This window comes from Variovorax sp. OV084, from assembly GCF_900111625.1.
Taxonomy (GTDB): domain Bacteria; phylum Pseudomonadota; class Gammaproteobacteria; order Burkholderiales; family Burkholderiaceae_C; genus Variovorax.
This window is the reverse complement of the sequence record NZ_FOII01000007.1, coordinates 85,299-105,403: the sequence shown is the minus strand read 5'-3', so window position 1 is coordinate 105,403 and position 20,105 is coordinate 85,299. Positions and strand designations below refer to the sequence as shown.

The 20,105-nt window shown below is 65.3% G+C and carries 20 protein-coding genes and 1 tRNA gene; 6 read left to right on the top strand and 15 right to left on the bottom strand.

Going from position 1 to position 20,105, the window contains the following annotated elements; translation table 11 throughout:
- Nucleotides 1-116 precede the first annotated feature (116 nt).
- The 5 genes from BMW87_RS19370 (at nt 117) to BMW87_RS19350 (ending at nt 6,940) form a co-directional block, all read left to right on the top strand.
- Nucleotides 117-2,648, top strand: coding sequence for a PAS domain-containing sensor histidine kinase (locus BMW87_RS19370; protein ID WP_093052292.1), 2,532 nt, complete (start codon nt 117-119; stop codon nt 2,646-2,648).
- Nucleotides 2,645-3,277 (top strand): response regulator transcription factor, encoded by a 633-nt coding sequence (locus tag BMW87_RS19365; protein WP_012747279.1) that lies wholly within the window; start codon nt 2,645-2,647, stop codon nt 3,275-3,277. The genes BMW87_RS19370 and BMW87_RS19365 overlap by 4 nt, the downstream gene beginning before the upstream one ends.
- Nucleotides 3,278-3,353: 76 nt before the next feature.
- Nucleotides 3,354-4,205, top strand: coding sequence for a bifunctional methylenetetrahydrofolate dehydrogenase/methenyltetrahydrofolate cyclohydrolase FolD (gene folD / locus BMW87_RS19360; protein WP_093078070.1), 852 nt, complete (start codon nt 3,354-3,356; stop codon nt 4,203-4,205).
- Between the two features lie 5 nt (nt 4,206-4,210).
- A complete protein-coding gene (locus BMW87_RS19355) occupies nt 4,211-6,268 on the top strand; it encodes a M3 family metallopeptidase (RefSeq protein WP_093078068.1) in 2,058 nt (685 codons plus the stop codon).
- A gap of 30 nt (nt 6,269-6,298) precedes the next feature.
- Nucleotides 6,299-6,940 carry a glutaredoxin family protein gene (locus BMW87_RS19350; protein ID WP_093078067.1) on the top strand — a complete coding sequence of 214 codons (642 nt, stop codon included), beginning with the start codon at nt 6,299-6,301 and terminating at the stop codon, nt 6,938-6,940.
- A 28-nt stretch (nt 6,941-6,968) separates the two neighbouring features.
- Here BMW87_RS19350 and rpiA read toward each other — a convergent pair whose 3' ends face one another.
- A complete protein-coding gene (gene rpiA / locus BMW87_RS19345; RefSeq protein WP_093078065.1) occupies nt 6,969-7,673 on the bottom strand; it encodes a ribose-5-phosphate isomerase RpiA in 705 nt (234 codons plus the stop codon).
- A 40-nt stretch (nt 7,674-7,713) separates the two neighbouring features.
- Between rpiA and BMW87_RS19340 the strand changes: the two genes are divergently transcribed.
- Nucleotides 7,714-8,793 carry a quinone-dependent dihydroorotate dehydrogenase gene (locus BMW87_RS19340; RefSeq protein ID WP_093078064.1) on the top strand — a complete coding sequence of 360 codons (1,080 nt, stop codon included), beginning with the start codon at nt 7,714-7,716 and terminating at the stop codon, nt 8,791-8,793.
- Nucleotides 8,794-8,815: 22 nt separating this feature from the next.
- Here BMW87_RS19340 and BMW87_RS19335 read toward each other — a convergent pair whose 3' ends face one another.
- The 14 genes from BMW87_RS19335 to uvrB all read right to left on the bottom strand — a co-directional run bounded on the left by BMW87_RS19335 (nt 8,816) and on the right by uvrB (nt 20,105).
- Nucleotides 8,816-9,535, bottom strand: coding sequence for a phage holin family protein (locus BMW87_RS19335; protein ID WP_093052310.1), 720 nt, complete (start codon nt 9,533-9,535; stop codon nt 8,816-8,818).
- Nucleotides 9,536-9,589: 54 nt separating this feature from the next.
- On the bottom strand, nt 9,590-9,886 hold the full coding sequence (locus tag BMW87_RS19330) for a glycine zipper domain-containing protein (RefSeq protein ID WP_093052316.1): 297 nt from the start codon (nt 9,884-9,886) through the stop codon (nt 9,590-9,592).
- A 154-nt stretch (nt 9,887-10,040) separates the two neighbouring features.
- Nucleotides 10,041-11,144 carry an NAD(P)/FAD-dependent oxidoreductase gene (locus tag BMW87_RS19325; protein ID WP_093078062.1) on the bottom strand — a complete coding sequence of 368 codons (1,104 nt, stop codon included), beginning with the start codon at nt 11,142-11,144 and terminating at the stop codon, nt 10,041-10,043.
- Nucleotides 11,145-11,179: 35 nt separating this feature from the next.
- Nucleotides 11,180-11,302, bottom strand: coding sequence for a stereocilin (locus tag BMW87_RS19320; protein WP_093052323.1), 123 nt, complete (start codon nt 11,300-11,302; stop codon nt 11,180-11,182).
- A gap of 161 nt (nt 11,303-11,463) precedes the next feature.
- A tRNA-Val gene (locus BMW87_RS19315) sits at nt 11,464-11,538 on the bottom strand.
- Between the two features lie 75 nt (nt 11,539-11,613).
- The gene (dnaQ, locus tag BMW87_RS19310; protein ID WP_093052326.1) at nt 11,614-12,321 is read right to left on the bottom strand and encodes a DNA polymerase III subunit epsilon; all 708 of its coding nucleotides are present in this window, start codon (nt 12,319-12,321) and stop codon (nt 11,614-11,616) included.
- The gene (fdx, locus tag BMW87_RS19305; RefSeq protein WP_007828193.1) at nt 12,321-12,659 is read right to left on the bottom strand and encodes an ISC system 2Fe-2S type ferredoxin; all 339 of its coding nucleotides are present in this window, start codon (nt 12,657-12,659) and stop codon (nt 12,321-12,323) included. Before fdx ends, dnaQ begins: the two co-directional genes overlap by 1 nt.
- A gap of 9 nt (nt 12,660-12,668) precedes the next feature.
- Nucleotides 12,669-14,531, bottom strand: a complete 1,863-nt coding sequence (gene hscA, locus BMW87_RS19300) for a Fe-S protein assembly chaperone HscA (RefSeq protein ID WP_093078061.1) — start codon at nt 14,529-14,531, stop codon at nt 12,669-12,671.
- A 4-nt stretch (nt 14,532-14,535) separates the two neighbouring features.
- Nucleotides 14,536-15,054, bottom strand: a complete 519-nt coding sequence (gene hscB, locus BMW87_RS19295; RefSeq protein WP_093052332.1) for a Fe-S protein assembly co-chaperone HscB — start codon at nt 15,052-15,054, stop codon at nt 14,536-14,538.
- Between the two features lie 63 nt (nt 15,055-15,117).
- A complete protein-coding gene (iscA, locus tag BMW87_RS19290; protein WP_007828190.1) occupies nt 15,118-15,441 on the bottom strand; it encodes an iron-sulfur cluster assembly protein IscA in 324 nt (107 codons plus the stop codon).
- A gap of 1 nt (nt 15,442) precedes the next feature.
- Nucleotides 15,443-15,862 (bottom strand): Fe-S cluster assembly scaffold IscU, encoded by a 420-nt coding sequence (iscU, locus tag BMW87_RS19285; protein ID WP_093052335.1) that lies wholly within the window; start codon nt 15,860-15,862, stop codon nt 15,443-15,445.
- A 50-nt stretch (nt 15,863-15,912) separates the two neighbouring features.
- The gene (locus tag BMW87_RS19280) at nt 15,913-17,133 is read right to left on the bottom strand and encodes an IscS subfamily cysteine desulfurase (RefSeq protein ID WP_093078059.1); all 1,221 of its coding nucleotides are present in this window, start codon (nt 17,131-17,133) and stop codon (nt 15,913-15,915) included.
- Nucleotides 17,134-17,217: 84 nt separating this feature from the next.
- Nucleotides 17,218-17,754 (bottom strand): Fe-S cluster assembly transcriptional regulator IscR, encoded by a 537-nt coding sequence (iscR, locus tag BMW87_RS19275; protein WP_007828186.1) that lies wholly within the window; start codon nt 17,752-17,754, stop codon nt 17,218-17,220.
- A gap of 233 nt (nt 17,755-17,987) precedes the next feature.
- Complete coding sequence (gene uvrB / locus BMW87_RS19270; protein ID WP_093052341.1) at nt 17,988-20,105, bottom strand: excinuclease ABC subunit UvrB; 2,118 nt, start codon at nt 20,103-20,105, stop codon at nt 17,988-17,990.

The following is a 20,105-nucleotide window of genomic DNA, read 5'->3' as shown; positions in this document are numbered from 1 at the left end:
ATGTGATATTTATGACAATGCACCGATCGGGACGGCAACCATCCCGCAACCGCTACCGAGCTCATCCCACGGCAGCCCACATCGCTTCCGAGAGGGGCTTCACCTAAACTCGGGTGATGCCTCTTTCCTCCCCGCTGGCCGTTGCCCGCAGTGCCTCACCCCTGTCCTGGTGGCGCAGGTGGTGGCGCCGGCAGACGCCGGTGCTGCAGGACGCGGTCGCCATGCTCGCGCCGATGGCGGCCGTGCTGTTGTTTCTTGCCGCCATCGTTTCCGCCTTCTGGTACCTGCGCACTGAAGAAGTCGAGCGCGAGCAGGAGTCGGTACGCCGCGACGTCGAGTACGCCCAGCAGCGCATGCGGCTGCGGCTGCTGGAGCGGCAAGAGCAGTTGATGCGCATCGCGCGCGATGCCTCTAACCGCGAGATCGACCCGGTCGAATTCACCAGCCGCGCCGAGTCCCTGGTGAGCCAGTTCCCCGAACTGCAGACCATCACCTGGATCGACGACCGCCGCCGCTTCAAGGCCGGCTATGCGGCGCCCAGCGTGCACCCGGCGCAGCAGCACCTGATCGGCGATGTGCTGCGCCCCGGCGACATCGAGAGCAACTACGCGCTGGCGCGCGAACTGCGCCAGCCGGTGTATTCGCAGCCTGTGGCCGGAGGCGATCCAGCGGCGATGCTGCAGTTGCACATTCCCCTTTTCGACCAGGGCCTGTTCGCGGGCGTGGTGCTGGGCGAGTTCTCGGTCGACGGGCTGCTGCGCTACGGCATGCCGTCCGAGGTCCAGGCGCGCTACGCGGTGTCGCTGCTCGACGCCAAGGGCCATGTGATCGCCGGCAACACCACCAACCTGAAAGACAGCGGCACGCGCCTGCTGCCCTGGAGCGAACGAACCAACGAGTACGAAGTGCCGGTATCGCCCGTGGGCAATGCGCTGGTGCTGCGGGCGCAGGCCTACCGCACCTCGCAGGGCGTGGTCGGCAACGGCCTGTTCTGGCTGGTCTGCGCTCTCAGCGTGCTCACGAGCTGGATGCTGATCGGCACCTGGCGCCACACGCGGCGACGGCTCCAGGCACAGCAGCGGCTGGTGGCCGAGACCAATTTCCGCCGGGCAATGGAAAACTCCATGCTCACGGGCATGCGCGTGCTCGATCTGCAAGGGCGCATCACCTACGTGAACGCCGCCTTCTGCGCCATGACGGGCTGGAGCGAGGAAGAACTGGTCGGCCAGACGCCGCCCTTTCCCTACTGGCTCGAATCCGACCGCGAGGTGATGAACGAGCGGCTTGAAGAAGAGCTGCACGGCCGCGCCCTCCCCGGCGGCTTCCAGGTGCGCGTGAAGCGCAAGAACGGCAGCGTGTTCAACGCGCGGCTATACGTGTCGCCACTGATCGACGCGCGCGGCCACCAGACCGGCTGGATGACGTCGATGACCGACATCACCGAGCCCACGCGCATCCGCGAGCAGTTGTCGGCCTCCTACGAGCGCTTCACCACCGTGCTGGAAGCGCTCGACGCAGCGGTGTCGGTCGCCCCCATCGGCAGCGAGGAACTGCTGTTCGCCAACAAGCTGTATCGCCTGTGGTTCGGCTCGGACACCGTAGGGCACTTGGGCATGGTCGCGCAGGCGGGCGTGCCCGCATCCAATGCACACGACGAAGGCCTCGACGACGTGGACCCGTATGCCGGCCTGCCCATCGACACGCTCACCGCCGCGCAGACTGCCAACAACGAAATCTTCGTGCCCCACCTCGGCAAGTGGCTCGAAGTGCGTTCGCGCTACCTGACCTGGGTCGACGGCCGCCTGGCACAGCTCGTCATCGCCACCGACATCACGCCGCGCCGCGACGCCGAAGAGCAGGCCGCCGCGCAGGCCGACAAGGCCCAGGCCGCAAGCCGCCTCATCACGATGGGCGAAATGGCGTCAAGCGTGGCGCACGAGCTCAACCAGCCACTGACCGCCATCACCAACTACTGCAACGGGATGATGTCGCGCATCAAGGGCCAGTCGATCGACACCGAGGCCCTGCTCGCCGCGCTCGAAAAAACCTCGAAGCAGGCGCAGCGCGCGGGCCAGATCATCCAGCGCATCCGCTCCTTCGTGAAGCGCAGCGAACCCAACCGCACGCCGGCCGACGTGGCCACCATGGTGAGCGAAGCGGTCGAACTCGCCGGCATCGAGCTGCGCCGGCGCAACGTGCGCCTGAATCACTACGTGGCCGCGCGGCTGCCGGTGGTGCGCGTCGACCCGATCCTCATCGAGCAGGTGATGGTCAACCTGCTGAAGAACGCCGCCGAATCCATCGACATCGCCGACCGTCCGCTGGCGCGCCGCAGCGTCGAGCTACGCGTGCTGCCCAAGGTGATCGAGGGCCACAACGCCATCGAGTTCTCGGTGCAGGACACGGGCAAGGGCCTGGCGCCCGAAGTGATGGACCGGCTCTACGAAGCCTTCTTCTCGACCAAGCCCGAGGGCATGGGTATCGGGCTGAATCTGTGCCGCACCATCGTCGAGTCGCACCGCGGCCGGATGCAGGCGGAGAACATCTACAATGGCCCGGATGTGATCGGATGCCGCTTTTCCTTCTGGATTCCGGTGTTGGACGCTATCAGTTCCGTAGCTAGCGACGAGGCAAAGGTACCTGCATGAGTTTGATTCCGAAGAAGGGCACGGTCTATGTCGTCGACGACGACGAAGCCGTACGCGATTCGCTGCAATGGCTGCTCGAAGGCAAGGACTACAGAGTCCGCTGTTTCGATTCCGCCGAATCCTTTCTCTCCCGATACGACCCGCGCGAAGTCGCCTGTTTGATCGTCGACATCCGCATGGCCGGCATGACCGGCCTCGAATTGCAGGATCGACTGATCGAACGGCGCTCCCCGCTGCCGATCGTGGTCATCACCGGCCACGGCGACGTGCCGATGGCGGTCGACAGCATGAAGAAAGGCGCGATGGATTTCATCCAGAAGCCCTTCAACGACGAAGAGCTGGTCACGCTTGTCGAGCGCATGCTCGAACACGCACGCGGCGCCTTCACGCAGCACCAGCAGTCGGCCAGCCGCGACGCGCTGCTGTCCAAGCTCACGGGCCGCGAGGCGCAGGTGCTCGAACGCATCGTCGCCGGCCGCCTGAACAAGCAGATCGCCGACGACCTTGGCATCAGCATCAAGACGGTCGAGGCGCACCGCGCCAACATCATGGAAAAGCTCAACGCCAACACCGTGGCCGATCTGCTCAAGATCGCCCTGGGACAGGCGGCGCCCGCTGCCAAGGCCTAGAAGCTATCCGACAGATAGCGACGAATGAATCCCACGCCTGCGCAAGCGGGCGTTTTTACTTGGAAAATCGAAACCGATGACCGCCCAACTGATCGACGGCAACGCCCTCGCCAAAACCATTCGCGCCGAAGTTGCCGGCCGCACCGCCGCACTCAAGGCCCGTGGCGTGAACCCGGCCCTTTCCATCATCCTCGTGGGCGAAGACCCGGCCAGCCAGGTCTATACGAAGCACAAGGTCAACGACAGCGCCCAGACCGGCCTGGAAGCCACGCTCGAAACCTACCCCGCCGACATGAGCGAGGCCGATCTGCTGGCCCGCATCCGCACCCTCAACGACGACCCGAAGGTGCACGGCATCCTGGTCCAGCTGCCGCTGCCCAAACACATGGACAGCCAGAAGGTCATCGAGACAATCTCGCCCGCAAAGGACGTCGACGGCTTTCACGTCGCCAGCGCCGGTGCGCTGATGACCGGCGCCCCGGGCTTCTGGCCCTGCACGCCGCACGGCTGCATGAAGATGCTCGAATCCATCGGCTACGACCTGCGCGGCAAGCACGCCGTGGTCATCGGCCGCAGCAACATCGTCGGCAAGCCGATGGCCATGATGCTGCTCGCCAAGAGCGCCACCGTGACCATCTGCCACAGCGCCACGCAAGACCTGGGCGCCATCACGCGCCAGGCCGACGTGATCGTCGCGGCGGTGGGCAAGCTCAATCTCCTGACCGCAGACATGGTGAAGCCGGGCGCGGTCGTCATCGACGTGGGTATGAACCGCAAGGAAGACGGCAAGCTGGCCGGCGACGTCGATTTCGACGGCGTGAAGGAAGTGGCCGGCTGGATCACGCCCGTGCCTGGTGGCGTCGGCCCCATGACGCGCGCCATGCTTCTGGCAAACACCCTTGAAGCGGCCGAACGCGCCGCCAAGTAACTTTCATGGCCATGACGAACAATCCTCTCCTCGATTTCAACGATCTCCCGCTGTTCGATCGCATCAAGCCCGAGCACGTCGCGCCCGCCGTCGACGCGCTGCTGGCCGATGCCGAGACCGCGCTGCAGACCGTGACGGCGCCCGGCTTTCCCGCTGACTGGAATGCGATCTCGAAGGTGCTCGACGTGGCCTCCGAACGCTTCAGCCGCGCCTGGAGCGCCGTCGGCCACCTCAACGCAGTGGCCGACACGCCCGAATTGCGCGCCGCCTACAACGAAGCCATGCCGCGCGTGACCGCCTTCTGGACCCGGCTGGGCTGCGACGAGCAGCTGTACGCTAAGTACAAGGCCATCGACGTCGCCACGCTCAACGCAGAGCAGCGCCAGGCGCATCGCAATGCGGTGCGCAACTTCGTGCTGGGCGGTGCCGAGCTGCAGGGCGACGCCAAGAAGCGCTTCGCCGAGATCCAGGAACGCCAGGCTGAGCTGAGCCAGAAGTTCAGCGAAAATGCACTCGACGCAACCGATGCCTTCGCCTACTACGCCGCGCTCGGCGAACTCGAAGGCGTGCCCGAAGACGTGGTGAGCGCCGCGCGCGCCGCCGCAGAGGCCGATGGCAAGGAAGGCTACAAGCTCACGCTCAAGATGCCGTGCTATCTGCCGGTGATGCAGTTCGCCAAGAGCAGCGCGCTGCGCGAGAAGCTCTACCGCGCCTACGTCACCCGCGCCAGCGAGTTCGGCGACGCTGCCTTCGACAACACCGCGCTCATCACCGAAATCCTCGCGCTGCGCGAGGAAGAAGCGAAGCTGCTGGGCTACAGGAACTACGGCGAACTCTCGGTCGTGCCGAAGATGGCCGAGTCGCCCGAGCAGGTCGTCAAGTTCCTGCGCGATCTCGCAATCAAGGCCAAGCCCTATGGCGAGCGCGACCTGGCCGACCTGCGGGTCTTCGCCTCGGAGCAGTTGAGCATCACCGACCCCCAGCCCTGGGACTGGAGCTACATCGGCGAGAAGCTCAAGGAAGCGCGCTACGCCTTCAGCGAGCAGGAGGTGAAGCAGTACTTCCCCGCGCCGAAGGTCATGGCCGGGCTGTTCAAGATCGTCGAGACGCTGTTCGAGGTGTCGATCCGTCGCGACTCGGCGCCTACTTGGCACCCGAGCGTCGAGTTCTACCGCATCGAACGCGCCGGCCAGAAGGTCGGCCAGTTCTATCTCGACCCTTCTGCCCGCGCCGCCAAGCGCGGTGGTGCCTGGATGGACGACGTGCGCGCCCGCTGGCTGCGCCCCGACAACGGTGCGCTGCAAACCCCCATCGCGCAACTGGTGTGCAACTTTGCCAGCGGCGTCGACGGCAAGCCGCCGCTGCTCACGCATGACGACGTGACCACCCTCTTCCACGAGTTCGGCCACGGCCTGCACCACATGCTCACCCAGGTGAACGAGCGCGACGTGTCGGGCATCAGCGGCGTCGAGTGGGATGCAGTCGAGCTGCCGAGCCAGTTCATGGAAAACTTCTGCTGGGAGTGGGATGTGCTCAAGCACATGACCGCCCACGTCGACACCGGCGAACCGCTGCCCCGCGCGCTGTTCGACAAGATGACCGCTGCCAAGAACTTCCAGAGCGGCCTGCAGACGCTGCGCCAGATCGAGTTCTCGCTGTTCGACATGCTGCTGCACACCGAGTACCACGCGGCCGCCGCCAAGACCGGCGACGTGATGGCGCTGCTCGGCAAGGTGCGCGCCGAGGTGGCTGTGATGCCCTCGCCGCCGTTCAGCCGCACGCCGAATACTTTCAGCCACATCTTCTCGGGCGGCTACGCAGCCGGCTACTACAGCTACAAGTGGGCCGAGGTGCTGAGCGCCGACGCCTACGCGGCCTTCGAGGAAACCGTGGGCGCCGACGGCGAGCCGAACATCGAAACCGGCCGCAAGTACCGCCAGGCCATCCTGGAGGCCGGCGGCAGCCGCAGCGCCATGGATTCGTTCAAGGCTTTCCGGGGCCGCGAGCCCCAGCTTGATGCGCTGCTGCGACACCAGGGCATGGCGGAGCCTCAGCCCGCTTGATGCGGCGCTGAAGCTTGCGATACTCGGGCGATGCATCCGATTTACAAATTCTCACTGCATCGCCTGACCGGCCTGGCCCTTGTGCTCGTTGCCACGGGCGCCATGGCACAACAGGTCTATCGCCAGGTCGACAAGAATGGCAAGGTCACGTTCTCGGACCGCGCCCCCACGGCCAGCACCGAGCCGGCCTCGGCCTCGCAAGGCGGCTCCACCACGCCGGCAAATGCGGGCCTGCCCTACGAGTTGCGGCAAGTGGCTCAGCGCTACCCCGTCACGCTGTACAGCAGCGACGAATGCGGGCCGTGCAGCACGGCTCGCTCGCTGCTCATTACGCGGGGCATTCCGTTCGAGGAACGCACCGTCAAGAGCAACGAGGAAATCGAGGCGCTGCAGCGCCTGAGCAGCCAGAGCTCGCTGCCATTGCTGACCATCGGGTCGCAGCAACTCAAGGGCTTCTCGGATGTCGAGTGGTCGCAGTACCTCGACGCGGCCGGCTACCCCAAGAGCAACAGCCTGCCCGCCGGTTACCGCAACGGCCCCACGCGACCGCTGGTCGCGCAGCAGGCAGCACCCGCGCCCCGTGCCGCCGCAGCACCGGCCGCACAGCCGGCGCCGCCGCCCCCCGCATCGAGCGAGCCGAGCCCGAGCAACCCCGCCGGCATCAAGTTCTGAACCAGGCCGCTCGCGCGGCCTTTCATTCCTAGGCGCCGAACTGCAGCGTCTTCACGCCAGTCGAGGTGCCCAGCAGGCACACGTCGGCCTTCTGGTGCGCGAAGACGCCGACCGTCACCACGCCCGGCCACTGGCTCACTTCGGACTCGAAAGCCAGCGGATCGGTAATTCGAAGACCCGTCACGTCGACGATGTGCTGGCCGTTGTCCGTGACCAGCGGCAGGCCGTCTTTCTCGCGCACCTGGGCGATGCCGCCCATGCTGGCGAACTGGCGCATCACGCGGCGCGCGGCCATCGGAATCACTTCCACCGGCAGCGGAAAGGCGCCCAGCACCTCTACCAGCTTGGATGCGTCGGCAATGCAGACGAACTTGCGCGACTGGGCCGCGACGATCTTCTCGCGCGTGAGTGCAGCACCGCCGCCCTTCACCATGAAACCGCGGTGGTCGATTTCGTCCGCGCCGTCGATGTAGACCGCCAGCTCTTCCACCTCGTTGCTGTCGAACACCGGAATGCCGAGGGCGCGCAGTCGCTCGGTCGAGGCGACCGAGCTGGAGACGGCGCCCTTGATCTCGTCCTTGATGGTGGCCAGCGCATCGATGAACTTGTTCACCGTCGAGCCGGTGCCGACGCCGACGATCTCGCCCTTGACCACATAGGCCAGCGCGGCAAGGCCGACCTGGGCCTTGAGTTCGTCCTGAGAAAGAGGGTTTGGGGAGGCGGGTGCGGTCATCGCGGAGAATCCTTGGCTCATTGAAGCCCCGAATTATCCGATGCCCCTGCTGATGCCCTCCTCGCTCTACGGCCTGGCCCGCCCTTTCCTGTTCGGTTTCGACCCCGAGCATGCCCACGAAATCACGCTAGACGGGCTGGCGCGCACCCAGAACACGCCGCTGGCCTGCGCTTACTCGGCGCCCCGCATCGACGACCCCGTCCAGCTCGCCGGGCTGACCTTTCCGAACCGCGTGGGCCTGGCGGCCGGGCTCGACAAGAACGCCCGCTGCATCGACGCCTTCGCCGCCATGGGCTTCGGCTTCGTCGAGGTCGGCACGGTGACGCCGAAGGCCCAGCCGGGCAATCCCAAGCCGCGCATGTTCCGCCTGCCGCAGCGCGACGCGCTGATCAACCGGCTAGGCTTCAACAACGAAGGGCTCGACGCCTTCCTGGCCAACGTGCAGAAGGCGCGCTTTCGCAAGGGCGGCGGCGGTGCGAAGCAGCCGATGCTGCTGGGCCTCAACATCGGCAAGAACGCCGCCACGCCGATCGAGCGCGCGGTGGACGACTATCTGATCTGCCTCGACGGCGTGTATCCGCATGCCGACTATGTGACGATCAACATCTCGAGCCCCAACACGGCCAACCTGCGCACGCTGCAGAGCGACGAAGCTCTCGATGCGCTGCTCGGCGCGGTGGCCGAACGGCGCGAGGCTCTGGCAGCACGCCACAACAAGCGCTCGCCGCTGTTCGTGAAGATCGCGCCCGATCTCGACGAAGCCCAGGTGGCAGTCATCGCCGCCACGCTGAAGCGCCACGGCATGGACGGCGTGATCGCCACCAACACCACGCTCTCGCGCGATGCCGTCAAGGGCCTGCCGCATGCCGAAGAAGCGGGTGGACTGTCGGGTGCACCGGTGCGCGAGGCAAGCAACCGCGTGATCGCCCAATTGCGCGCGGCGCTGGGCTCGGGCTTTCCGATCATCGGGGTGGGCGGCATCCTCAGTGGCGCGGATGCCAAGGCCAAGATCGCCGCGGGTGCGGACGTGGTGCAGATCTACACTGGCCTGATCTATCGCGGACCGGCGCTGGTCCGCGAAGCAGCTCAGGCGCTGCTGCGCGATCGCAGCAAGGCCTGAGAGCTTTTTCTTTCTTTCCTCTTCAGCGCATGCGCCAGAGCACTGGCGCGATGACCGCAGCCCAGCGCAGCAGGCGCCTCGGCTTGATCACCACCACGGCCGCCGCGGCAACGACGCCGGTGGCCACGGGATGAGCACGGGCGATGCGCAACGCCGCAGCAGCAGCCGATTCATTGGGCGGAGGCGCTTCGCCTTCGCCCGAGCCGCCCGCAGGCTGTGCCTCGCGTCCACCCTGCAGCGTCGCGATGCGCTCGCGTTGACGCTCCATGCGCGCCAGCAACTCTTCGCGCGTGGCCGGCCGCGGGGGGCGCGGCGCTTCTTCGTCCTGCTCCGGATCTTTGCCCAGGCCGAAGCTGTCCTGGACCCAGGCCCAGTCGCGCTCGAACTCGTGGCGCGCCGGCACGAAGCTGTTGGAGGCATTGCGCAGGGTCAGCAGCAAGCCGATGGCAGCGGCCAGCCAGAGCACGATCCACACGCCTGCCACCGACCACGCAGCGGTGATGCGGTACGGTGTTTCCCAGAAATGAACCACCACTGCCACGGACAGCAAGGCCACCGTGACCGTGGTGAGCCCCAGCACGGCCAGACTGAAGACGAGCATCAGCTTGAGGCGCTGCTTCTCGTCCTCCCAGGCCATGCGCAGCAATTGCACCCGGTCTTCGGCCGCCAAGGCGCCTTCGGCCGCGGCAATGCGCAGCCGGCGAATCCGGGCGTTCAGCCCGAACAGGGACAGCAGCCTCATGGGCTGGCTCCGGCCATGTCCGGATGAACGATCTTGCTGCCGTGCGCGCTCAGGTCAGCGGCGGCCAAGCAGCAGGCCCACCAGCACGCCGACGGCCAGTGCGGCACCGGCGATCTGCCATGGTTCGTCGTGGGCGTAGGCGTTGGCGGAAGTGGCCGCTTCACGGGCCTTCTTGGCGGCGAGCTTGCTCTTCTCGGCCGCGAGTTCGCGTGCGATGGCCAGTTTGGTGTCGATGCGCTGGCGCAGCGCCTTGATGTGGGGAACCGAATCCAGGTCCTTGCTTGCCAGCACGCCGCGCACGTCGCTTGCAATGTCTTCGGCTGCTGCTTCAAGATTTTGGGATGCACTCATTGGAAACTTTCCTCCGTGATGACACCGGCACCGCGCCGGCGGCTTCGCGCCAGCAAATGGCGTGCTGTCATGTTACAGGCTCAAAAGACCCTCAGGCGCTACAGATGTGCAGACTTTGACGCGAGATGCCACTTCGCGACGTGCAAAGCGCGCTTCACGCGTCCGCCAGCAAGCCGGCCACATGGCGCCCGATGGCCAGGCTGCTCGTGAGGCCTGGCGACTCGATGCCGAAGAGATTGACCAGCCCCGGCACACCGTGCGATGCAGGTCCGTCAATCATGAAGTCGGCCGCCGGCTCGCCCGGGCCCGAGATCTTCGGCCGCATGCCCGCGTAGCCCGGGATCAGGGCGCCGTCGGACAGCGCGGGCCAGTACTTGCGCACTTCGGCATAGAAGCCCTCGCCGCGGGCCGGGTCCACCACAAGTTCGTCGGCCGAAGACACCCACTGCACATCGGGCCCGAACTTGGCCTGGCCGCCCAGGTCGATCGTGAGGTGCACGCCCAGCCCGCCCGGCTCGGGCACGGGATAGATCAGACGCCCGAACGGCGCTCGCCCCGACAGGGTGAAGTAGTTGCCCTTGGCGAAGTATTCCCTGGGCACCGCCGAGGCCGGCAGGCCCTCGAAACGCCGCGCCAGCGCAGGGGCACCGAGACCCGCTGCATTGACCACGCTGCGGCAACGCAGCGCAGTGCCATCCTCAGCCATCAGGACGATGGCACCATCGCCGCATTCGGCACGCACGATGGGCGATTTCAGTGCCAGCATGCCGCCCGCGTTCTCGAGGTCGCCGAGCAGGCTCAGCATGAGCGAGTGGCTATCGACGATGCCTGTGCTCGGCGAATGCAGCGCCGCCACGCAATGCAGCTGCGGCTCCATCGCCACAGCCTGCTGCGCGGTGATCAACGTCAGATCACCGACGCCGTTCGCAGCCGCCTTCGTCCGGATGACATCGAGCTGGTCCGCCTGCTCGGGCAAGGTCGCCACGATCAGCTTGCCGCAGCGCTGGTGCGGCACACCACGCTCCGCCGCGTAGGCGTACAGCATTTCCTTGCCTTCGACGCACAGCCTCGCCTTGAGCGAGCCCTGCGGGTAGTAGATGCCGGCGTGAATGACTTCGCTGTTGCGCGAACTCGTCCCCGTGCCGATGGCACCTTCGGATTCGAGCACCAGCACTTCCCGGCCCGCGAGCGCCAAGGCGCGCGCCACTGCCAGCCCCACCACACCAGCGCCGATGACGGCGCAATCTATTTCGTCCATTGCGCGAGCTTAGCGCGGCTCGCTCGCGGATTTCCTCATTGCACGGAGGGCGGCGGCTCCGGATCGGTGGGTTCGTCGGGTGGCGTCTCGGCCCCTTCGTCGGGCTCGACGGGCAGGTTTGGCGTGACGGGGGTCGGAAGATCTGGATGAGTGGCCATGGCGGTGCTCCTTGCCCCTCAGTTCTAGGCCGCCACTACGGGAAGTTCAACAGCCCTTGGCTGCACTTGCCGTCGGTGCAGGCCGACAGTTCAGTCGATGAATGAAGTCGGCGCGACAAACGAAAACGGCACCCGAAGGTGCCGTAAGTCGTTGCTTTGAATGGTGGGCGGTGGAGGTTTCGAACCTCCGACCCCAGCAGTGTGAATGCTGTGCTCTACCCCTGAGCTAACCGCCCGAAACGCTGCTGTTTGACTGCAGCGTTCTGAAAACGTATCGCGTTGTGCGAAGCCTCAGATTATGCCATAGCTTTTCAGCCGTTTTCGCGAAACAGCGTGCGACCGCCGCTCGATTTGTCGAGTTGCCCCAACACCGCTTCGTGCGCTGTCAGTTCGTGCTCGGCGGCCAGGATCACCGGCAGCTCGAACTGGCTCAGGTCGATGGCCACCACGGTGGTGCCCAGCTGAGGCTCGTTCGAAGCCACGTCGATCAGCAGCGCATCCTGGCCTCGCGTGAGGTTGATGTAGACGTCTGCCAGCAGCTGCGCGTCGAGCTTGGCGCCGTGGAAGGTTCGGTTCGAGCGGTCGACACCGAAGCGGTCGCACAGCGCGTCCAGCGAATTGCGCTTGCCCGGGTACACCTGCTTGGCCATGGCCAGCGTGTCGGTCACTTCGCTGACGAAGGTGCGCAGCGGCGGCAAACCGGCACGCTCGAATTCCTTGTTGAGAAAGCCGACGTCGAAGGCCGCGTTGTGAATGATCAGCTCGGCATCGCGCAGGTACTCGACGATGTCGTTGGCCAATGTGGCGAACTTCGGCTTGTCGCGCAGGAAGTCAGTCGTCAGGCCGTGGACCTTGAGCGCGTCCTCGTGGCTCTCGCGCTCAGGGTTGAAGTAGATGTGCAGGTCGTTGCCGGTGAGCTTGCGGGCGAACAGCTCCACGCAGCCGAGCTCGATGACCCGGTCGCCGTTCTCCGCAGAGAGGCCGGTGGTTTCGGTATCAAGAACGATCTGGCGCGACATCAGTGGTTTTCCTTGGCGTGATTGATCGAGTACTTCGGAATCTCGATGGTCACATTCTCCTGCGCCAGGATCGATTGGCAACTCAGGCGCGACTGGGGCTCCAGGCCCCAGGCGCGGTCGAGCAAGTCTTCTTCGCCCTCTTCCGCCTCGTTCAGCGAGTTGAAGCCCTCACGCACGATCACGTGGCAGGTGGTGCAGGCGCAGCTCATCTCGCAGGCATGCTCGATGTTGATGTCGTTGTCGAGCAGCGCCTCGCAGATCGAGGTGCCGGCGGGCGCGGTGATTTCAGCGCCCTGCGGGCAGTACTCGGGATGCGGGTAGATCTTGATCGTGGGCATGTTGTTGTTCTAGAGAGATTCGACCTTGCGGCCGGCAAGTGCGCGCGCAATGCCCGCGTTCATTCGCTGTGCGGCAAAGGCTTCGGTGTCGTCGGCCAGCTTCTTGGTGGCAGCCTCGATGGCGGCGGCCTCGTTGCTGCCCTTGGCGGTTTCACGCAACTGCGCCATCGATGCGTCTATGACGGCGCGCTCTCCGTCGCTCAGCAGGTCGCCGTCGGCATCGAGCGCGCTCTGCGTGGCGAGCAACATGCGATCGGCATCGACGCGCGCCTCGACCAGCGCACGGGCCAGCATGTCCTGCTGCGCCGTGGAAAAGCTCTCCTGCAGCATGGTCGCGATCTGGTCGTCCGACAGGCCGTATGACGGCTTGACCGCCACGCTGGCTTCGACGCCGCTGCCCTGCTCCTGGGCACTCACGCTCAGCAGACCGTCTGCGTCGACCGTGAACGTCACGCGGATGCGTGCCGCGCCGGCCGCCATCGGCGGGATACCGCGCAGCGTGAAGCGCGCGAGGCTGCGGCAGTCGGCCACGAGATCGCGCTCGCCCTGCACCACGTGCAGTGCCAGCGCGGTCTGGCCGTCTTGATAGGTCGTGAAGTCCTGAGCCATCGCGGTGGGGATGGTCTGGTTGCGCGGCACGATGCGCTCGACCAGACCGCCCATGGTCTCGATGCCGAGTGAGAGCGGGATCACGTCGAGCAACAGCAGCTCGCCCGCGCCGTTGTTGCCGGCAAGCTGGTTGGCCTGGATGGCTGCGCCGAGGGCCACGACTTCATCAGGGTTCAGGTTGACCAGTGGCTCGCGGCCGAAGAACTCGGCGACGGCGCTGCGGATCTGCGGCATGCGGGTGGAGCCGCCGACAAGCACGATGCCCTGCAGGTCGTCGGGCTTGAGCTTCGCGTCGCGCAGCGCCTTGCGGACGGCAGCAATGGTGCGATCGGTGAGTGGCCGCGTGGCGGTGTAGAACTGTTCGCGGGTCAGGTCGAACGAAGCGGTCTTGCCTGCCACGTCAGCCTTGAACAGGGCCGATTCCGAATCGGTCAGCGCCTCTTTCGCGGCCCGTGCGGCGACCAGCAACGCCGCCTTGTCGGCATCGCTGCCGGCTTGCAGGCCCGTCTGCGCGAGCACGAAGCCGGCCAGCGCGTGGTCATAGTCGTCGCCGCCCAGGGCCGAATCGCCACCCGTGGCGATCACTTCGAACACACCCTGCGTGAGCCGCAGGATCGAGATGTCGAAGGTGCCGCCGCCCAGGTCGTAGACCGCGTAGACACCTTCGCTCGCGTTGTCGAGGCCATACGCGATGGCGGCCGCCGTGGGCTCGCTGATAAGGCGAAGCACGTTGAGGCCGGCGAGTTGCGCGGCATCCTTGGTCGCCTGGCGCTGGCCTTCGTCGAAGTACGCCGGCACGGTGATGACGGCACCGTAGAGCTCGTCGTCGAAGGTGTCCTCGGCACGAAAGCGCAGCGTGGCCAGGATCTCGGCGCTGATCTCGACCGGCGACTTTTCGCCCGCCAGGGTCTGCACCTGCACCATGCCGCCATCGCTGCTGCCGATGCGGTACGACATCGCTTCGCGGTTCGCGATGTCGGCCAGACCGCGGCCCATGAGCCGCTTCACCGAAGTGATCGTGTTGGCCGGGTCCTTGGCGCGCGCCGCCAGCGCATCGAAGCCGATCTGGCGGCGGTCGTTTTCAAGGTAGCGCACGGCCGAAGGCAGCAGCACGCGACCCTGGTCATCGGGCAGGCATTCGGCCACGCCGTTGCGCACCGCGGCCACCAGCGAATGGGTGGTGCCGAGGTCGATGCCCACGGCAATGCGACGCTGATGCGGGTCGGGCGCCTGGCCGGGTTCTGAAATCTGAAGAAGAGCCATGCCTCTATTGTCCCAACTGATCGAATTTGGCTTCGACGTCCTGTCCGAAGCGCTCAATGAACATGAGGGCTCTCACCTGCTGCGCGGCGGCGGGGTAGTCGCCTTTTTCGTCGATCAGCCAGTCGAGCGACGACAGTGCGCGGGCGCGGGCAGCCTCGACCTCGGCCTGGAGCTTTTCAAGCGAAGCGGCGTCTTCGACATCGTCGAGCGCCTCGCGCCACTCCATCTGCTGCATCAGGAACTCCGGCGGCATCGCCGTGTTGTTCTCGGCGTTCAGCGGTGCGTCGTGCAGTTCGCAGATGTAGCTGGCGCGGCGGATCGGGTCCTTGAGCCGCTGGTAAGCCTCGTTGATGCGCACCGACCACTGCATGGCCACACGTTGCGCGGCGGCGCCCTGCGCGGCAAAGCGGTCCGGGTGGGCTTCGCGCTGCAGCTCTTTCCAGCGCGCGTCGAGCACCGCACGGTCCTGCGCGAAAGTCGCCGGGACGGCGAACAGTTGAAAGTCGGTGTCGTTCAGGTTCATGGCAAGAAAAAACCGCCAGCACATGACATGGTGGCGGCTGTTGTCGCGGTCAGCGACGGCGCATCAGATGCGAAAACTTTCCCCGCAGCCGCAACGGTCGCGTTCGTTGGGGTTGATGAACTTGAAACCCTCGTTCAGGCCCTCGCGCACGAAGTCGAGCTGCGTGCCGTCGATGTAGGCCAGGCTCTTCGGGTCGACCAGCACCTTCACGCCGTGGTCTTCGAACACCACGTCTTCAGGCGTGAACTCGTCCACATACTCGAGCTTATAGGCCAGGCCGGAGCAGCCCGTGGTCTTCACGCCCAGCCGCACGCCCACGCCCTTGCCCCGTTTGCCGAGGTAGCGGGTGACGTGTCGCGCAGCGGCTTCGGTCAGCGTGACGGCCATGTCAGTGAACAGCTTCGGCAGCAGCAGCTTCGGTCTTGACGCCGTGCTTGGCCTTGTAGTCGCTCACGGCGGCCTTGATCGCGTCTTCGGCCAGGATGGAGCAGTGGATCTTCACGGGCGGCAGCGCCAGCTCTTCGGCGATCTGCGCGTTCTTGAGCGCAGCCGCTTCGTCGAGCGTCTTGCCCTTGACCCATTCGGTCACGAGCGACGACGACGCGATGGCCGAGCCGCAGCCGTAGGTCTTGAAGCGCGCGTCTTCGATCACGCCGGTTTCGGGGTTGACCTTGATCTGCAGCTTCATCACGTCGCCGCAGGCCGGCGCGCCGACCATGCCGGTGCCTACCGAGTCGTCGCCCTTTTCGAAGGAACCGACGTTGCGTGGATTTTCGTAGTGGTCGATGACCTTGGAAGAATATGCCATGGTGTACCTCTCAAACTTTGTTCAATCGTGGAGCCTGGTGCGGGCCTGCGTCAGTGGGCCGACCACTGGATCGTGCTGATGTCGACGCCGTCCTGGAACATCTCCCACAGGGGGCTCAGCTCACGCAGCTTGGCAACGTTGTGCTTGATGGTCGAAATGGCGTAGTCGATTTCTTCTTCGGTCGTGAAACGGCCGATGGTCATGCGAAGGCTGCTGTGGGCCAGCTCGTCGCTGCGGCCCAGGGCGCGCAGCACATAGCTGGGCTCCAGGCTGGCCGAAGTGCAGGCCGAACCCGACGACACCGCCAGGCCCTTGATGCCCATGATCAGCGACTCGCCTTCGACGTAGTTGAAGCTCATGTTCAGGTTGTGCGGCACACGGTGTTCGAGGTCGCCGTTGATGAACACCTGCTCGACATCCTTCAGGCCATCGAGCAGACGCTTCTGCAGGCGGCGCGCATGGGCGATGTCGTCCTTCATTTCGAGCTTGGCGATGCGGTAGGCCTCGCCCATGCCGACGATCTGGTGCGTGGGCAAGGTGCCCGAACGCATGCCGCGTTCGTGACCGCCGCCATGCATTTGCGCCTCGAGCCGCACTCGCGGCTTGCGGCGCACGTACAGCGCGCCGATGCCCTTGGGGCCGTAGGTCTTGTGCGAGGCGAGGCTCATCAGGTCGATGGGCAGCTTCGTGATGTCGATTTCGACCTTGCCGGTGGCCTGGGCCGAATCGACGTGGAAGATGATGCCCTTTTCGCGGCAGACATTGCCGATCGCGACCACGTTCTGGATCACGCCGATTTCGTTGTTCACGAACAGCACGCTGGCCAGGATGGTGTCGGGGCGGATCGCGGCCTTGAACTTCTCCAGGTCGACGAGGCCGTTTTCCTCGACGTCGAGGTAGGTAACTTCGAAGCCCTGGCGCTCGAGTTCGCGCATGGTGTCGAGCACCGCCTTGTGCTCGGTCTTCAGGGTGATCAGGTGCTTGCCCTTGCCCTTGTAGAACTGGGCCGCGCCCTTGAGCGCGAGGTTGATCGATTCGGTCGCACCCGACGTCCAGACGATTTCGCGGGGATCCGCATTGATCAGGTCGGCGACCTGGCCACGCGCCTTCTCGACCGCCTCTTCAGCCTCCCAGCCCCATGCGTGGCTGCGTGACGCCGGATTGCCGAAGTGTTCGCGCAACCAGGGAATCATGGCGTCGACCACACGCGGGTCGACCGGCGTGGTCGCGCCGTAATCGAGATAGATCGGGAAATGAGGAGTTACGTCCATGGCTGGCTCGTGCTGGCGTGGGGGTTGTTTTTTGATCTGGGCTGCTCAAGGTGGCGCCCGAAGGCGCCGCCGGGGACTCAGTACTCAGGACTTGGCGAAGGCGTTGCCGAGGGCGAACACCGAATTCGGTGCGTTCACGCGGATCGGCTTGACCACCGGCTGGGCCGAGATCGCACGCTTGACGACCGGCTTGTTCTCGATCTGCACGCCCTTGGCGATCTGGTCGTCGACCAGCTTCTGCAGCGTGACGGAGTCGAGGAACTCGACCATGCGCTGGTTCAGCGAGGCCCAGAGCTCGTGCGTCATGCAGCGGCCGGCTTCGCCGAGGCAGTTTTCCTTGCCGCCGCACTGGGTGGCATCGATGGGTTCATCGACGGAAACGATGATGTCGGCCACGGTGATGTCCGCGGCCTTGCGACCGAGGCTGTAGCCGCCGCCGGGGCCGCGAGTCGACTCGACCAGCTCGTGACGGCGCAGTTTGCCGAACAGCTGCTCAAGGTACGACAACGAAATCTGCTGCCGCTGGCTGATCGCAGCCAGCGTGACCGGACCGGTGTTCTGACGCAACGCCAGATCGATCATTGCTGTGACCGCAAAACGGCCTTTGGTAGTGAGACGCATCGCAAGCTCCTTCAAGTGCTTACCGTTGAAATGACACCGTGGTCCTGGACCGCGGTGACTTCGTCTCCGCCCTGCCCGACCCCTGACGCTGGTGAACCAGTCGGTAGGAGTCGGTCCTTCATCGCGAAGTTCTTTTCTTGTTGTTGACTGTTTCGCTCAAGTATAACAGAAGCCCCCGAGGTCTGCTGGGGTAAACCCCAGCGCGGTTCGCTTGAAGAATGCGAACGTCTGACCTACTGCGGCGGGATCGCGATGTTGTCGCCGCCCGACGCCCCGAACGCCTGCTCCCGCAGCAGCGCCAACTGGTCGCGCACCCGGGCTGCCTTCTCGAATTCGAGGTTGCGGGCGTGTTCCAGCATCTGCTTTTCCAGCCGCTTGATTTCCCGGGCGATGTCCTTTTCGCTCATGTCCTCGACCTTGGCGCGTTCCAGGTCGAGCTTGGCCATTTCCTTGCCCGTTTTCTCGCTGTAGACGCCGTCGATCAGGTCGCGCACCTGCTTGACGATGCTGCGCGGCGTGATGCCGTTGGCTTCGTTGTAGGCAATCTGCCGGGCACGGCGGCGCTCGGTTTCGCCGATGGCCTTCTTCATCGACTCGGTCATCCGGTCGGCGTAGAGGATGGCCTTGCCGTTCAGGTTCCGCGCTGCGCGGCCAATGGTCTGGATCAGCGAGCGCTCTGCGCGCAAGAAGCCTTCCTTGTCGGCGTCGAGGATCGCCACCAGCGATACCTCGGGAATATCCAGCCCCTCGCGCAGCAGATTGATGCCCACCAGCACGTCGAAGGTGCCCAGGCGCAGATCGCGCAGTATTTCCACCCGCTCGACCGTGTCGACGTCACTGTGCAGGTAGCGCACCTTCACGCCGTTGTCGCCCAGGTAATCGGTCAGCTGCTCGGCCATGCGCTTGGTCAGCGTGGTGATCAGCACGCGCTCGTTCTTGTCCACGCGCACGCGGATCTCGCCCAGCACATCGTCCACCTGATGCGTGGCGGGCCGCACCTCGACCTCGGGGTCGATCAGTCCGGTGGGCCGCACCAGCTGTTCGACCACGTTGCCGGCATGGTCCTTCTCGTATTGCGCCGGCGTGGCCGAAACGAAGATGCACTGGCGCATGCGCTTTTCGAACTCTTCCATCTTGAGCGGCCGGTTGTCCAGCGCACTCGGCAAGCGGAAGCCGTACTCGACCAGCGTGGTCTTGCGCGCCCGGTCGCCGTTGTACATGGCGCTGAGCTGGCCGATCATCTGGTGACTTTCGTCGAGGAACATCAGCGCGTCCTTCGGCAGGTAATCGGTCAGCGTTGCCGGCGGGTCGCCTGGCGCAGCGCCCGAGAGGTGGCGCGTGTAGTTCTCGATGCCCTTGCAATGGCCGATTTCGGCGAGCATTTCGAGGTCGAAACGGGTGCGCTGCTCCAGCCGTTGCGCTTCGACCAGCTTGCCCGCCCCCACCAGTTCCTTGAGCCGATCGCCCAGTTCGATCTTGATGGTTTCCACCGCCGCCATGACCTTGTCGCGCGGCGTGACGTAATGGCTCGACGGATACACGGTGAAGCGCGGCACCTTCTGGCGGATGCGGCCGGTCAGCGGGTCGAAGAGCTGCAGCGACTCGATCTCGTCGTCGAACAGCTCGAAGCGGATCGCCAGCTCGCTGTGCTCCGCCGGGAACACGTCGATAGTGTCGCCCCGCACGCGAAAGGTGCCGCGGGCAAAGTCCTGCTCGTTGCGCAGGTACTGCATGCGAATGAGCCGCGAAATCAGGTCGCGCTGGCCGACCTTGTCGCCGACGCGGGCAATCAGCCGCATCTCCATGTAGTCCTCGGGGGTGCCGATGCCGTAGATGGCGCTCACCGTGGCCACGATGACCGTGTCACGCCGCTCCAGCACGCTCTTGGTGGCCGACAGCCGCATCTGCTCGATGTGCTCGTTGATCGATGAATCTTTCTCGATGAACAAGTCGCGCTGCGGCACGTAGGCTTCGGGCTGGTAGTAGTCGTAGTAGCTCACGAAGTACTCGACGGCGTTCTTCGGGAAGAACTCGCGGAATTCGCTGTAGAGCTGCGCCGCCAGCGTCTTGTTGGGCGCAAACACGATGGCCGGGCGGCCCAGCCGGGCGATCACGTTGGCCATGGTGAAGGTCTTGCCCGAACCGGTCACGCCCAACAGGGTCTGGAACACTTCGCCATCGATCACGCCCTCGACCAGCCCCTCGATCGCCTTCGGCTGGTCGCCGGCCGGTGGATAGGGCTGGAAAAGCTCGAAAGGCGAGTCCGGATAGCGGATGAATTCTCCCTGTTTCGCCGGCCCGATCGGGTCCAGTTTCTTCAGGTCTGCTATGGCTTCGTTGTTCTCTGGCAT